This is a genomic window from Streptomyces sp. NPDC014907 (assembly GCF_055562975.1).
This window is the reverse complement of the sequence record NZ_JBVHEG010000010.1, coordinates 161,697-176,235: the sequence shown is the minus strand read 5'-3', so window position 1 is coordinate 176,235 and position 14,539 is coordinate 161,697. Positions and strand designations below refer to the sequence as shown.

Genomic DNA, 14,539 nt, shown 5'->3' with positions numbered 1-14,539 from the left:
CGATCCCTCCGTGACGAAGATCACCGAACTGCCCCGTGTCCCCGGTTTTTGATGTTGAAACGTGTAGGGCCTGTGACGGAAGGTGCACACACGTGTGCCTGGAGCAGGCACGCGTTCGGTGTTTCCGCACCTCATCTGTTCTTTGGGTTCGCCTCAGTGGGAGTCGACGCGTATGCGTGCTTCAGGTCCGCTGTCATGGCTGGGGCGGGGACGCCCAGCCATGACGGAGTCACAACGACGGCGTCGGCGGTTCGGCCGCACGGCGACCGTCCTTTTGCTGTCCTCGACCCTGTCGGTGACGAGCCTGAGCGCGCAGGCGTGGGCGGCGCCGGGTCCCGGAATGAGCCGCGACCAGGACACGAGCGGGATCAAGCTGCCCGCTCTTCCCGAGGACGTGCCGCTCGAACCCGACACCACGGCTCCGAAGGAGCTGGACACGTCGGAGGAGAAGCTGGTCATTCCCTATGCGCCGACCGCTGTCACTCCCTGGAAGGAGAACTCCGGCACGGCCGACCCGAGCACGGCTCCGCCCGGGAAGACGGTTCAGGTCAGCAACGGTCTGCCCGTCTCCCTCGGCGTGCCCGAAGGCGTCGACCCGGGGGCCCTGGCCGGTGAGTGGAAAGTGGACCTGGCCTCGCCCGAGGTCTCCCAGAACTCGGGATTCCCCGGTCTGATCATGCAGGTCACCCCGCCGGCCGACGCCGATCCCGCGGCTCAGGTCACGCTCGCCGTCGAACCCAGCGAGTTCGAGGACCTCTACGGGCCCCAGGCCGCCGAGCGCTTCGGCATCATGCTGCTGCCCGACTGCGCCTACTCCGCCGACGGTACGGGGGAGTGCGGGGACGACGACGGTACGACCGCCATGACCGGCACGGACGGCTCGGACACGGTCGAGCGACTCCCCAGCTCGGTGAAGGTGGTGCCGGCCGAGGACGTCCCCGTCGGGGCCACCGTCGAGAAGGGCGCACCGGACCGGACGGTCGTCGTCGGCACCCTCCCGGTCGGCAAGCTGCTGGCGGGTGAGGCCGCTCCCGCGCCCACCGGCGCCTCCGCCCGTACCGCCGCGCTCTCCGCCGCCACGTCCGGCAGTTCGACCGTCGGCGTGGGCGACACCGGGGCGTCGTCCTCCGGAGACTTCACCGCGGCCCCGCTGCTGTCGTCCGGTTCGTGGTCCTCGGGCTCCTCGTCCGGCGCGTTCACGTACGGCTACCAGGTGCAGATCCCCGAGGTCGCCGGCGGCCTGATGCCGAAGGTGAACCTGGCGTACTCGTCCCAGTCCGTGGACGGCCGCACCTCGTCGACGAACAACCAGGCGTCGTGGATCGGTGACGGCTGGGACTACAACGCGGGCTCCATCACCCGTTCCTACGCCAACTGCCGTCAGGACTCCAAGAAGGCGGGCTCGAACAACGCCACCCACCGTACGGCGGACCTCTGCTACGGCTCGGAGAACGCCACCCTGTCGCTGGGCGGCACCACCACCGAGCTGGTGTGGGACGCCGTGAAGGAGCGGTGGTTCACCGCCAACGGCGACGGCTCCACGGTCGAGCTGAAGAAGGACACGTCCCTGGACCCCCGCACCGGCGCGGGGAACATCAAGGACAAGGACGGCGAGTACTGGATCGTCACCACCAAGGACGGAACCAAGTACCACTTCGGCCTGAACAAGCTGCCGGGCTGGACCGAGGGCAAGCCCTACACGGACTCCGTCCTCGCGGTGCCGGTGTACGGCAACCACCCCGGTGAGCCCTGCTACAAGGCCGGCGACTGGAAGAACTCCTTCTGCGACCAGGCATGGCGCTGGAACCTCGACTACATCGAGGACGTCCAGGGCAACGCCATGTCGTTGTGGTGGAAGCGCGACACGAACCACTACGCGCGCAACTTCAACAGCAAGGCCCCGGTCGCGTACCACCGTGACGGCTACCTGTCCCACATCGACTACGGCCAGCGCAACGACAACCTCTTCTCCGCCCCGGCCCCGGCCCGCGTCACCTTCTCCGTGGCCGAGCGCTGCTACAACGAGGGCGCGCTGACCTGCTCCGAGGAGAACTTCAAGCACAAGGACCCGGGGAAGTACCGCATCTGGTACGACACCCCGGCCGACCTGCGGTGCGAGGGCGGCAAGTCCTGCTGGCAGATGGGCCCCTCCTTCTGGTCCCGCAAGCGCCTGGAGCGGATCACCACCTCCTCGCAGCGCCTGCCGGGCGTCGCGACACGGCAGGAGGTCGACGAGTACAAGCTGACGCAGAAGTTCCCCGTCGTCACCACGGGGCCGAACACCGCCCTGTGGCTGGAGTCGATCGAGCGCACGGGCTACGGGCGCAAGGGCGCCGCCGACGCGAGCGTGAAGCTCAACGCGGTGCGCTTCGAGCACAACAGCCAGGACATGCCCAACCGCGTCGAGGACGGGGACCGGCCGGGCTTCTCCCGGCTGCGGATCGCACGCGTCATCAACGAGTACGGCGGCGAGACCGTCGTTACCTACAAGACGCCCGACAGCAGCTGCACCAACCGGGCGGGGCTGCCCGGCAAGACGGACACCGAGGCGCTGAAGAAGAACTCCCGGCTGTGCTACCCCGCGTTCTGGCACCCGGACCCGGAGGGTGAGGAGATCGACTGGTTCCACAAGTACGTCGTGGAGTCGGTCGAGGAACTCTCCAACGCCCCCGGTTCGTACTCGACGAAGACCACCTACCAGTACGACGAGCCCGGCTGGAAGCTCGCCGAGGCCGAGTTCACCAAGAAGTCCACCCGCACGTACTCCCAGTTCGCCGGCTTCGCCCAGACCACGGTGATCACCGGCGGGTCCAAGGCCGCAGCCGACAGCGGCGAGGGCTCCGAACCGGACACCGACACCCCTGGTCCCGACACCCCCGGGACCAAGACCGTGACCCGTTTCTACCGGGGAATGGGCACCGGATTCCCGGTCACGAGCGTCACCGGCGGAAAGCTCGCCGAAGTGGACGAAGAGGCCTTCGCCGGCCGCATCGCCGAAGAGGCCACGTACGCCGGTGCCACGGACCCGGACGAGAACTGGCTGACCCGCAGCGTCACCCATCTCGAAGCCACCGAGATCGCCAGGCGCGACCGCGGCGACGGCCTGACCCCGCTCCGGGCCTGGCGCGTCACCGAACCGAAGACGGTCTCCTACACCAAGTCCTCCGGCACGGGCGACGACAAACGGCCCGAGCGCGTCATCGAGACCAGGACGACCTACGACAGCGGGAACGGCCTGCCCGAGCTGGTCGAGTCCCTGGGCGACACCGGCAAGACCGGTGACGAGAGCTGCACCCGGCTCGAGTACCTGCACGCGACCGGCAAGAACATCATCGGTCTCACCAAGCAGGCCCTCACCTCGCCCACCACGTGCGAGAACGCCCGCTTCGGCGATCTGAAGACCCTGAGCGGCGGTACGCGCACGGCGTACGACCACGCCGAGTACGGCACCCTCGTCGCCGGCACGCGCGGCCGGGCCACCGAGACCTGGTCCATCAACGCCGAGGGCACCGGATTCCAGTCCGAGGGCACCACCGAGTTCGACGCCCTCGGCCGGGTCGTCAAGCGCACCGACCCCGACCAGAACTCCTCGACGATCACCTACACACCGTCCGAGGGACAGGTCTTCACGGTCACCGAGCGCAATCCCCTGGGACACGAGCAGGTCCAGGAGCTCGAACCGGGCCGGTCCGTGGGCATCAGGACCACGGACGTCAACGGCCGTGTCAGCCAGGCCGAGTACGACCCGCTGGGCCGCCTCGTCAAGGCGTGGGGCACCGGTCGCCCGACCTCGGCGGTGCCGGACTTCGAAGCCGTCTACACGATCCCCCCGATCAGCCCGGACAACCCGCGGCGCACGCCCCCGTACGTCACCACCCGCACGCGGGGCGAGAAGGACCGGATCGAGACCTCCGTCACGATCTACGACGGCCTCGGCCGTGAGCGCCAGGCGCAGGAGGAGGCGACGGGAGGCCGCGGCTGGCTGGTCACGGACACGCTGTACAACAGCTCCGGTGACATCGCCCAGACCAACAACGCCTACCTGAGCAACAAGGTCAGCGCGGGCGAGCTGTTCGTCCCGGAGGCCGACACGCTCGTCCCCAACATCACCAAGTACACCTACGACGGCCTCGGCCGCGTCGTGGAGGAGATGCCCTACCTCAAGTACGAGGCCCCGGGCTCCGCCGGAGCGACCTCGACGGCGTTCCCGGCACGCGCCACCCGCTACGAGTACGGCGCGGACTGGTCCGCGGTGATCAACCCGGCGGGCTCCGCCTCGTACCGGATCTACACCGACGCACTCGGCCGCACCTCCCGCGTGGACACGTACACCGACGCCGCGCGCAAGAACTTCACGTCGATGCGTTACACGTACGACGCGCGGGGCCAGATGGTGGGGGCCACCTCCTCCGCCGACACGAGCCACCCGTGGTCGTGGGAGTTCGACCGGCGCGGCCGGCTGAGCTCGTCCACGGACCCCGACTCGGGCACGACGGTCACGAAGTACGACCACCGCGACCGTCCGCTGACCGTCACCAACGCGCGGGAAGTCACCGTCTGGAACGCCTACGACAAGCTGTCCCGCCCCACGCAGCAGAGGCTGAAGGACTCCGACGGCACGCTGCTGTCCGACTTCACGTACGACACCGTCCCCGGCGCCAAGGGCCTGCCGGCCTCGGTGACGCGCTACACCGACGGTCTGCCGTACACGCAGCGGGTCAACGGCTACGACAAGGACTACCAGCCGACCTCGACGACGCTGAGCCTGCCGCAGTCGATCGCCGACGCCTGGGGCCTGCAGAGCTCGTACACGTACGGCTACCAGTACGGCGAGAACGGCCGGCTCGAGTCGGCCGACCTCCCCGCCGCCGGCGCCCTCGCCGCCGAGAAGCTCGTCGTCCGCTACAACCAGGACGGCCTGCCGCTCTCGATCTCCGGCAAGGACTGGTACGGCTCGGAAACGGTCTACTCGCCGTACGGCCAGGTCATGCGCTCGACCCTGGGCGCGCAGCCGTACCGGGTGTGGACCCAGAACACGTTCGACGAGGCCGGCGGAGAGCTCAAGGACCAGCAGGTCTACCGTGAGCAGACCGGCGACACCTCGCTGGTCGGCGGCGTGCTGGTCTCCAAGCGCTCCTACACCTACGACCCCGCGGGCAACGTCACCTCGATCCAGGAGCACTCCCAGGGCATCGAGGAACGGCAGTGCTTCTCGTACGACCCGCTGGGCCAGCTCAAGAAGGCCTGGACCGGCGCGAACCAGGAAGCCTGCGTCGCCGACCCGGTGGCGGCCGACGTCAGCGCCGGCAAGGACGGCTCCGGCTACTGGCAGGAGTACGAGTACGACCTCCTCGGCAACCGCACCAAGCTGACCGAGAAGAACCCCACGGGCACGACGGGCAAGAACGCCGTCACCACCTACACCTACGGCAAGGCGGACGGCAGCCAGCCGCGCACGCTGGCCAAGGTGTCGAAGGACTTCACGACCCCCGCCGGCGCGGCCGTGAAGGCCGAGGCCGAGCGGCTCTACGAGCTGACCGGCGAGACCAAGACGGTCACCTCGGTCCAGAACGGTGACACGCAGGAACTGAGCTGGACGTACGACGGCCAGATCGACCGGATCACGGGTCAGGGCAGCGGCGGCAAGACGCCCTACGTGGGTCTCGCCGACAAGTGCCTCGACCTCAAGTCCGGCATCGCCGCGGCCGGCCAGCCGGTGCAGCTGTTCGTCTGCAACGCCTCGGCGGCGCAGAACTGGAAGTTCACCCCCACCCCGGAATCCCCGGACAAGAAGCAGCCCGACCCCAACCTGGGCACGCTGGCGATCCACGACAACTGGTGCGTCCGGCCGGTGGCCAACACGGCGGGCTCGGCGGTCCAGGTCCAGAAGTGCGACGGCTCGACCGCGCAGCAGGTCAGGCGGAACACCGCGGGTCAGCTGACGCACGTCGAATCGGGTCTCTGCCTGGCCGTCAAGGACGGCAACTCGGCCAACAGCACGCCCGTCGTCCTGACCGCCTGCAACGGCACCGCCGGCGCCCAGCTCTGGGCCCCGCAGGACGACACCCGCCACATCTACGGTCCCGACGGCGGCCGACTGCTGACGATCAAGGGCAAGCAGGCCACGCTGCACCTGGGCGAGGCCGAGGTCACCACCCAGAAGAACGGTGTCCTGCTCAACAGCCAGCGCACCTACAGCGCCCCCGGCGGCGCGATCGTGCGCGTGATCTACGGCACCAGCACCGGCAACCCGAGCCTGCTGGCCGTCACGGCGGACCACCAGGGGACTCCGTACGCGGAGATCGCGCTCAGCGGTGGCCAGCAGGTCCGCATCCGCAAGCAGGACCCCTTCGGCAACCAGCGGAACACCTCCCTGGCGGCCGGCATCCAGGCGAACAAGGGGTTCCTGGGCGCGGCGAACGACGCCTCCGGCTACACGCCGCTCGGCGCCCGTCTGTACGACCCGGCGGTGGGACGCTTCTTGTCCGCCGACCCGGTGCTCGACCTGAACGATCCGATGCAGTCCAACGGGTACGCGTACGCGCACAACAACCCGGTCACGCACTCCGACCCGTCGGGCCTGTCCATCAGCCTGACCGCTTCCGAGCGGGCGGCGGCACTGGTGGGCGCGGGCCTGTCGCCGGCGCAGGTCGCGCAGGCGCAGGCCACCATGGGCAAGTCCCTGACCTCGGTGATCCTCGCCGCCGCGTGGAGCGTCCTGAGCGACTTCATCGGTCTCAGCGACGCCATGTCCTGCTTCGGTGGTGACATGTGGTCCTGCGGCAGCCTGATCATCGGGGCGATCCCGTGGACCAAGCTGGGCAAGATCCCGTCCGTCCTGAGGGCCGTCGACCGCACGATCAACGCCATTCAGGCGTTCAAGAAGGCCAAAGCGGCGGCAGAAGCCGTCCTCAGAGCCGCCAAGGCGGCCGAGGCGGCGGCGCTCAACGCCAAGAAGGCGGCGATAGAAAGGGCCAAGAAGGCCGCCCAGGCGGCCAAGAAGAAGGCCGCCGAAAAGGTCAACACCACCAGCAACAAGGCGGTCAACACCACAAAGAAGACCGGCAACCCGGTCCAGAAGCAGGCCCAGGCGAAGGCGGCCCCGAAGGCGTCCTCGGCGGCGGGGGCCGGCAAGGGCAAGGGCGGCGGAGGCGGTGCCAAGGCCGGTGGAAAGGTCAGCACCTCCAAGTCCGGCGGCTCTTCGGGCGCTTCCTCTCGCAGCAACGGCGGTTCTTCCGGCGGTTCCTGCAAGACGCCGGACAACAGCTTCACGCCCGGCACCAAGGTCCTGATGGCGGACGGCTCCACCAAGCCGATCGAGCAGGTCAGGCCTGGTGACAAGATCGTCGCGACGGACCCGAAGACCGGGGAGACCCGGATCGAGAAGGTCACGGCGGAGATCAAGGGCCAGGGCCTCAAGCACCTGGTCAAGATCACGATCGACACCGATGGCACGTCGGGTACGAAGACGGCTGAGGTCACCGCGACCGACGGTCACCCCTTCTGGGTCCCCGAACTGGGCAAGTGGATCAATGCCACGGACCTGAAGCCGCGCCAGTGGCTTCGGACCGGCGCCGGCACCCACGTCCAGATCACGTCGATCGAGCGGTGGACGGCGCAGGACGCCACCGTCCACAACCTGACGGTCTCCGACCTCCACACGTACTATGTGCTGGCCGGCACCACGCCAGTCCTCGTTCACAACTGCGGCTCCTCGTCGCTTGACATCGACGAGGAGCTGGCCCGTCTCCCGGAGTACCCGGGCAGTGGTCCAACGACTGGTCATGCCGTGGCAGACAATGGCCAGAGATACGAATTGGTGAGCGGCCGCGGAAACGATGGCGACCTGGTCGACTGGGTCAATTCCACACTGCAGGGGGCGGGAGTACTGCCGGGACGAAGTCGATCCGGGCGTGCTGTGGATGTTGAGCAGAAATTCGCCGCCATGATGGAGCGGGACGGAATTGGGCACGCGGATCTGTTCATCAACTTCCCGACCGGCCCGTGCACGGTGAGGGCTGGATGCCATGAGGTGCTGAATGTCCTCCTTGGAAGTAATCGCACCCTCACGGTACATTGGCCTGGAGCGGGAAGTGGTCGAACATATGGAAGGCGGAGTTAGCGTGAGGGCGAGAGCTGAGGCGCGATACAGGGTTGAGAGTGGCGACAAGCCGGAGATCCTTTATGCGCCTGAGGATATCGATGCTGTGATCGACACGCTCCTGGTGGATCAGGGTGGACCGATTCGCGAGACCCTGGCACAGATCCACTCTCTTGAGCGTGAAGTGCTGCCGTCTGGTTACCCGGACCATGAACTCATGGTGGGGGTGGACAAGGATCTCCAAGTGGGAATTCTTTCTTTCATGGATGCCAGTGGTAATTCGGTGACCCTAGGGGCGCCTGAAGGTAGGAACGATCCTGTGTACTACATTCAAGGGCATATGACGGAGTTTCCGGCGTGTTCTGAAATTCCTATTTCCCTCGTGCGTCAAGCGGCCAGGGAGTTTATCTCTTCCGGTGGGCAGCGGCCTGCTTGTGTTAAGTGGCAACCGTTGACGAGCTGGTAGGTTGGCCCGCAAGAGGAATCCTGTGGGGTGGCTAAGCTTTTTCTGGCCGGCAAATGCGCAGTCCCTCCCGGGCGTGTGATTCTCGCTGAGAATCACACGGAGGCGGCCCCCTGGCGTGAACTCGCCAGGGGGGGCACCTGCTGACCTGAGTGACAACAGCAAACTTGAAGCCCCGTCAGGTATGTCCTGGCGGGGCTCCTGCGTTGGTGACGGCAGTAGTTGACGGCAACGTCAGCGCACGAGGGCGGGGCAGGGCGGTTCGTCGTCGTTGCTGTTGACCGTCTTGGTGATCTCCGGGGTGCCGAGGACGGTGCTGAGGGTGTCGATGGCGTCGCGCTGGAGGCGGAGTCGGACGTGGGCGTAGACGGTGGCGGTGACGCCGATGTGGGCGTGGCCGAGGAGTTCCTTGATCACGACGAGTTCGACGCCTTGTTCCAGGAGCAGGGTGGCGGTGGAGTGCCTGAGGTCGTGGAAGCGGATGCGGCGGAGGCCGGCGCGGCGGAGGAGCGTAGTGAAGGCGCGGGTGAGGTTGGTCGGGTCGATCGGTCTGCCCTGCACCGTGGTGAACACGTGCCCGCTGCGCTGCCACGCGATGCCTGCTGCCTCGCGCTCGCGCTACTGCTGTTCGTGGTGGAGCTTCAGCGAGCGGACGCAGCGGGTGGGGATGGCGATGCGGCGTTCGGAGGCCCGGGTCTTGGTCGGCAGGGTAGTGAGGCCACCGGTACCGGTGCGCTGGAGGGTGCGGCGGATGTTGGCGATGCCGTTGTCGAGGTCGAGGTCTTCCCAGCGCAGGCCGAGGATTTCGCCCTTGCGGAGTCCGGTGTGGAGGGCGAGTTCGAACAGCGCGTGCAACCGGTGTCCGCGCGTGGCCGCGAGGAACTGGCGGGCTTCGTCGGCGGTGAGAGGTTCGAAGCGCCGGGGCCGTGGGGTGCCGGTGCGGACGTTGCGGGCGACGTTGCGCGGGATCTCCTCTTCGCGGACGGCGTGCTCCAGGGCGGACTTGAGCACGGAGTGGATGTAGGTCAGCATCAGCGGCGAAAGCAGCTTGAAGCAGCACTGGCCGACGGCGCAGCAGCGGGGCTGGTCGCGCCGGGCGTCGGTGCCGCGCGTGCAGCACTGGCAGGTGGTGCGGAGCTGGTTGAGCCAGGTGCGGACGTCCTTGGCGGTGAGCTTGGTGAGCTTCTTCTTGCCGAGGCCGGGGATGAGGTACCGGTGGATGCAGGTGGTGTAGCGGGTGTGGGTGTTCTCGCGGAGGTGGTGGACGGCGACGTTCTCCAGCCAGTACGTGAGGTACGCGGCCACGCTGCCTTGCGCGGAGGGGACGGGAATGCCTCAGTTGCTGGTGGCGATCTTCTCGGTGAGCTTGGCAAGGGCTTCCTTCCGGGTGGTGCCGTAGACGCGGATGCGGTGACGGGTATTGCCGGGGGCGAGGACGTATCCGGCGGCTTCCCAGCGGCCGTCCTTACGTTGGTAGATGGTGCCTTCGTCGTTGGTGCGGGCCTTCCTGCGCTTGGGGGCGGTCGTCAGGCGTCCTCTTCCAGGTGGCGCTGGACGTAGTCGTCCAGGGCGTGGGCGGGGATGCGTCGGGTGCGGCCGATGGTCAACGAGGCCAGGCGGCGGGTGCGTAGGAGGTCGTAGAGGGCGGAGCGGCCGATCTTGAGTCGGGCCATTGCCTCGGGGACAGTGAGGAGTTCGTCGTCACGCACCGGCTGTCACCTCCTGTTCGCGTGTCGGGCCACCTCCGATGAGGGCGGCGAGGCGTTCGAGGTCGGGGTGAGGCCGGTGCCGTCGTAGGCCCAGTGGGCGAGGACGAGGGGGTCGGTGAGGGCGGCGGGGTTTGGATGGCGGCGATGCCAGGCGGCTCGGGCGGCGCGGAGGGTGGTGGAGTAGGCGCGGGTCTTGGCGGAGAAGTGGTCGCGGAAGCCGAGCATGTGGGCCCACTTGCGCAGGTTCAGGTGCTTGAGGTCGTCGCGGGCGCCGAGGGCCCAGGCGGTGCGGATCATGCGGGCGGCGTGCTCGGGTACGGACTCGAACCAGAGTTCGGTGATCCTCTTCAGGTGGTGGTCGAGGGTGCCGGTCGCGACTTCGGTGCCCTTGGTGGCGTACTTGGCGCCGTAGCCGGCGACCTTGCCCTCCGTGATCGTGGTCCCTGCCTGGAAGGCCATGGACCGGATGATTTTCGTATCGATCTGCTCACCGAAGGTGAAGGAGAGGGCGCGGCCGTTGACCTCGGGCCCGTCGATATGGGCGCGGATGGCGTCGGCGAGGAGTTCGGGCGTGGCCACGCGGGCGGCGGAGGGGGCAGGAGCCTGCGGGGTCATCGAGGCGGATGACGGCGTGGAAGCGGATCAGCCCGCGCTGCTGGTAATCCGGGACCTTTTGCGCGAAGTGCTCGGCGAGGCGGGAGACGGGTACCGCAGAGCCGCCCCGGTTCCTGAGGGGTGCGGCGATCCCGGCATCGTCCTCCGCGTGTGACTTCTTCGAGCAGTCCGAGCGGTTCGAGATGTGCGCACGACTGAAGGGCACTCTGGACCTGCGAGGTCCGGATGGAGATCGTCGTCTCCAGCTCACTCCCGGAGGCGAAGTGGTCGCCCTTCGAGGCTGCTGCCACCCGCACCGTAGACCCGGTTCCCCCGCCGGTGGCGGCGGCATCGGTCTCCTTGCGCGACCGGCCGTGCGGAACGAACACCGCACGGCCTGCCGCCCGGAGGCGCCCTGGTTCACGGCGCCGCGAGCTTCCCCTCGCGGCGTGGAGCCCGTGGCGGCAGGGGTGTTGGCCGCATGGTGGAGAAGTCCCGGAGGCCTGCGGTGAAGTTGGCGCCAGCCCGGGACACCGGGCGACCCGCGGCACGACGCCCCAGCCGACGCCCGTGGCGAGGTCTCGGATTTAATCGGTGGTGCCGCGCCCGGGGCGGGGCTAGGGTGCTGTCCATCCGCTCCCGAGGGGGCGGTGATCGGTTCGTCGAGAAGAAGCAGGAGGTGAGGACATTGATGACTGTCACGGTGACGGGCTCTGCCCGCATTCAGGAGTTCATCGTGCCCACCCCTGTGGTCTCCGGCTGACACCCACTCGATCCGCGCGCTCGGAGCGCGCCGCCGGGGCCGCCCTTCGAAGGGTTCCCCCTTGTCTTTCCCGCTTTCCTCCCGTGCTTCCCGCACCTCCGACTCCTCCCCGCTCGACGCCCACGGCTGGGACTCCGGCTGGGCCGCCGCCTTCGCGCCGTACGCCGCGCAGGGGCTCGTTCCCGGGCGGGTCGTCCGGGTCGACCGCGGTCAGTGCGACGTCGCCACCGCCGACGGGACCGTCCGCGCCGACACGGCGTTCGTGACCCCGCACGACCCGCTGCGGGTCGTCTGCACCGGCGACTGGGCCGCCGTCGACCCCGAGGGCGCCAGTGATCCCCGGTACGTGCGGGCGTGCCTGCCGCGCCGTACCGCCTTCGCGCGCTCCACGTCCTCCAAGCGGTCCGAGGGGCAGATCCTCGCCGCCAACGTCGACCACGCCGTCATCGCCGTCTCGCTCGCCGTCGAGCTCGACCTCGGCCGGATCGAACGCTTCCTCGCCCTGGCCTGGGAGTCCGGCGCCCAGCCGGTCGTCGTCCTCAGCAAGGCCGACCTCGTCCCCGACCCCGTCGGGCTCTCCTACCTCGTCGAGGACGTCGAGACCGTCGCCCCCGGCGTCCAGGTGCTGCCCGTCAGCTCGGCCACGGGCGAGGGGCTCGACGTGCTCTCCGCCGCGATCGCGGGCGGCACGACCGTGCTGCTCGGCGTGTCCGGCGCCGGCAAGTCCACCCTCGCCAACGCCCTCGTCGGCGAGGACGTCATGTCGGTCCAGGCCGCCCGCGACGTCGACGGCAAGGGCCGTCACACCACCACCACCCGCAACCTCTTCGTCCTGCCGGGCGGGGGCGTCCTCATCGACACCCCCGGCCTGCGCGGCGTCGGGCTCTGGGACGCCGAGGCCGGCGTCGGCCAGGTCTTCTCGGAGATCGAGGAACTGGCCCGGGACTGCCGCTTCCACGACTGCGCCCACGAGGCGGAGCCGGGCTGCGCGGTGACCGCCGCCATCGAGGACGGCACCCTGCCCGAGCGGCGCCTGGACAGCTACCGCAAGCTGCTGCGGGAGAACCAGCGGCTCGTCGCCAAGACCGACGCCCGCCTGCGCGGCGAGATCCGCAGGGACTGGAAGCGCACGATGACCGCGGGGCGCGCCGCCGTGGAGTTCAAGCGCAACGGCCGCCTGCGGTAGCCCGTACGCGCGCGGTGGCCTGTACGCCTGCGGTAGCCCGTACGCGCGCGGTGGCCCGTACGCCTGCGGTAGCCCGTACGCGCGCGGTGGCCCGTGCGCCTGCGGTAGCCCGTACGCGTGCGGTGCCGCGGTCGTGCGGTCGTACGGCCCCGGGGAACGCGGTGTCCGAAAACCGCGAGCCCCGGGTGCCCGGCGGCCGCACACTGGAACCCGTGAGGGACGACGACACCCGCTACGAGGCGGTCAGCAGCAGGGACGCGCGGTTCGACGGAGAGTTCTTCTTCGCCGTCCGGACCACCGGCATCTACTGCCGTCCCAGCTGCCCCGCCGTCACCCCCAAGCGGCGGAACGTCGCCTTCTTCCCGACGGCCGCCGCCGCCCAGGGCCACGGCTTCCGTGCCTGCCGCCGCTGCCGCCCGGACGCCGTGCCCGGCTCCGCCGAGTGGAACGTACGGGCCGACGTCGTCGGGCGCGCCGTACGGCTGATCGGGGACGGCGTCGTGGACCGCGAGGGCGTGCCCGGCCTCGCCGGACGCCTCGGTTACAGCGCCCGTCAGGTCCAGCGGCAGCTCACCGCCGAACTCGGCGCCGGGCCCGTCGCGCTCGCCCGCGCCCAGCGCGCCCACACCGCCCGGCTGCTGCTCCAGACCACCGGCCTCCCCGTCACCGAGATCGCCTTCGCGGCCGGCTTCGCCAGCGTCCGCCAGTTCAACGACACGATCCGCGCCGTCTACGCCCGCACCCCCACCGCCCTGCGCGCCGAGGCCGGCAGCGGCGCGGGAGCCCGTACCGCCCTCGCCGCCGGGGTGCCGCTCCGGCTCGCCCACCGGGGGCCGTACGCGGCCGGGGAGGTCTTCGACCTGCTCGCCGCCGAGGCCGTGCCCCGCGTCGAGGAGGTCGTCGGCGCCCCCGGTGCCCGCACCTACCGGCGCACCCTCCGCCTCCCGTACGGCACCGGGGTCGTCTCCGTGGACGAGCGTTCCGCCGGGCACTGGCTCGACGCCCGCATCCACCTCACCGAACTGCGCGACCTGACCACCGCCGTGCACCGGCTGCGCCGCCTCTTCGACCTGGACGCCGACCCGTACGCCGTCGCCGAACGCCTCGGGGCCGTCCCCGCCCTCGCCGCCGAGGTGGCCGCCCGCCCCGGGGTGCGTTCCCCGGGCGCGGCCGACCCGGAGGAGTTCGCGCTGCGCGTCCTCCTCGGCGCCGAGGGGTCCGCCCGGGCCGTCGAGGAACACGGCACCCCCCTGGCCACCGCCTGCGGCGGCCTCACCCACCTCTTCCCCGCGCCCCGGGACCTGACCGGCCACCCCGTCGCGGGCCCCCTGGCCCGCGCGCTCGCCGGCGGAGCCGTACGGCTCGACCCCGGCGCCGACCGCGACGAGGCCGAACGCGCGCTGCTCGCCGTCCCCGGAGTGACCCCCGGGGCCGCCGCCCTGATCCGGATGCGGGCCCTCGGCGACCCCGACGTGGCTCCGGCGGACGGCCCGCACGCGGCCCCGGGGACGGGCCCGGACGCGGAGGAGTGGCGGCCGTGGCGCTCGTACGCCGCCCGCTACCTCGGGACCCCGCCCGAGAGCCACGGCCCCGGACGACCTCCCGGGACGTGAACCTCCCGGTACGGGAACCTCCCCAGACGTGAACCTCCCGGCACAGGGACCTCCCGGCGCGTGAACCTCCCGGCACGGGCCCCCACCGCTCCTACCTCCCGTCCGCCCGG

Annotated in this window: 7 protein-coding genes and 1 pseudogene; 5 read left to right on the top strand and 3 right to left on the bottom strand. The window is 69.8% G+C overall.

The window, feature by feature from the left end:
* The first annotated feature begins 340 nt into the window (after positions 1-340).
* Together ACZ3IL_RS23910 and ACZ3IL_RS23905 are read left to right on the top strand one after the other, a co-directional pair.
* The gene (locus ACZ3IL_RS23910; protein WP_467393191.1) at positions 341-8,122 is read left to right on the top strand and encodes a ricin-type beta-trefoil lectin domain protein; all 7,782 of its coding nucleotides are present in this window, start codon (positions 341-343) and stop codon (positions 8,120-8,122) included.
* Positions 8,040-8,567 (top strand): Imm1 family immunity protein, encoded by a 528-nt coding sequence (locus ACZ3IL_RS23905; protein WP_467393189.1) that lies wholly within the window; start codon positions 8,040-8,042, stop codon positions 8,565-8,567. The genes ACZ3IL_RS23910 and ACZ3IL_RS23905 overlap by 83 nt, the downstream gene beginning before the upstream one ends.
* Positions 8,568-8,798: 231 nt before the next feature.
* Here the strand turns inward: ACZ3IL_RS23905 and ACZ3IL_RS23900 are convergent.
* The 3 genes and pseudogenes from ACZ3IL_RS23900 to ACZ3IL_RS23890 all read right to left on the bottom strand — a co-directional run bounded on the left by ACZ3IL_RS23900 (position 8,799) and on the right by ACZ3IL_RS23890 (position 10,852).
* Positions 8,799-10,094 (bottom strand): annotated as a pseudogene (locus ACZ3IL_RS23900) (tyrosine-type recombinase/integrase).
* Positions 10,091-10,273, bottom strand: a complete 183-nt coding sequence (locus ACZ3IL_RS23895) for a helix-turn-helix domain-containing protein (protein WP_467393187.1) — start codon at positions 10,271-10,273, stop codon at positions 10,091-10,093. The pseudogene ACZ3IL_RS23900 and the gene ACZ3IL_RS23895 overlap by 4 nt, the downstream one beginning before the upstream one ends.
* A gap of 6 nt (positions 10,274-10,279) precedes the next feature.
* Entirely contained in the window at positions 10,280-10,852 is a 573-nt protein-coding gene (locus tag ACZ3IL_RS23890; protein ID WP_467393185.1) for a replication initiator, read from the bottom strand.
* Here ACZ3IL_RS23890 and ACZ3IL_RS23885 point away from each other — a divergent pair.
* From ACZ3IL_RS23885 to ACZ3IL_RS23875, 3 genes are all read left to right on the top strand, one after another.
* Entirely contained in the window at positions 10,845-11,042 is a 198-nt protein-coding gene (locus ACZ3IL_RS23885) for a hypothetical protein (RefSeq protein ID WP_467393183.1), read from the top strand. The genes ACZ3IL_RS23890 and ACZ3IL_RS23885 overlap by 8 nt on opposite strands.
* A 649-nt stretch (positions 11,043-11,691) precedes the next feature.
* Positions 11,692-12,816 (top strand): ribosome small subunit-dependent GTPase A, encoded by a 1,125-nt coding sequence (gene rsgA / locus ACZ3IL_RS23880; protein ID WP_467393181.1) that lies wholly within the window; start codon positions 11,692-11,694, stop codon positions 12,814-12,816.
* 212 nt (positions 12,817-13,028) lie between these two features.
* Positions 13,029-14,429, top strand: a complete 1,401-nt coding sequence (locus ACZ3IL_RS23875; RefSeq protein ID WP_467393179.1) for a bifunctional transcriptional activator/DNA repair enzyme AdaA — start codon at positions 13,029-13,031, stop codon at positions 14,427-14,429.
* The last annotated feature ends 110 nt before the right edge of the window (positions 14,430-14,539 follow it).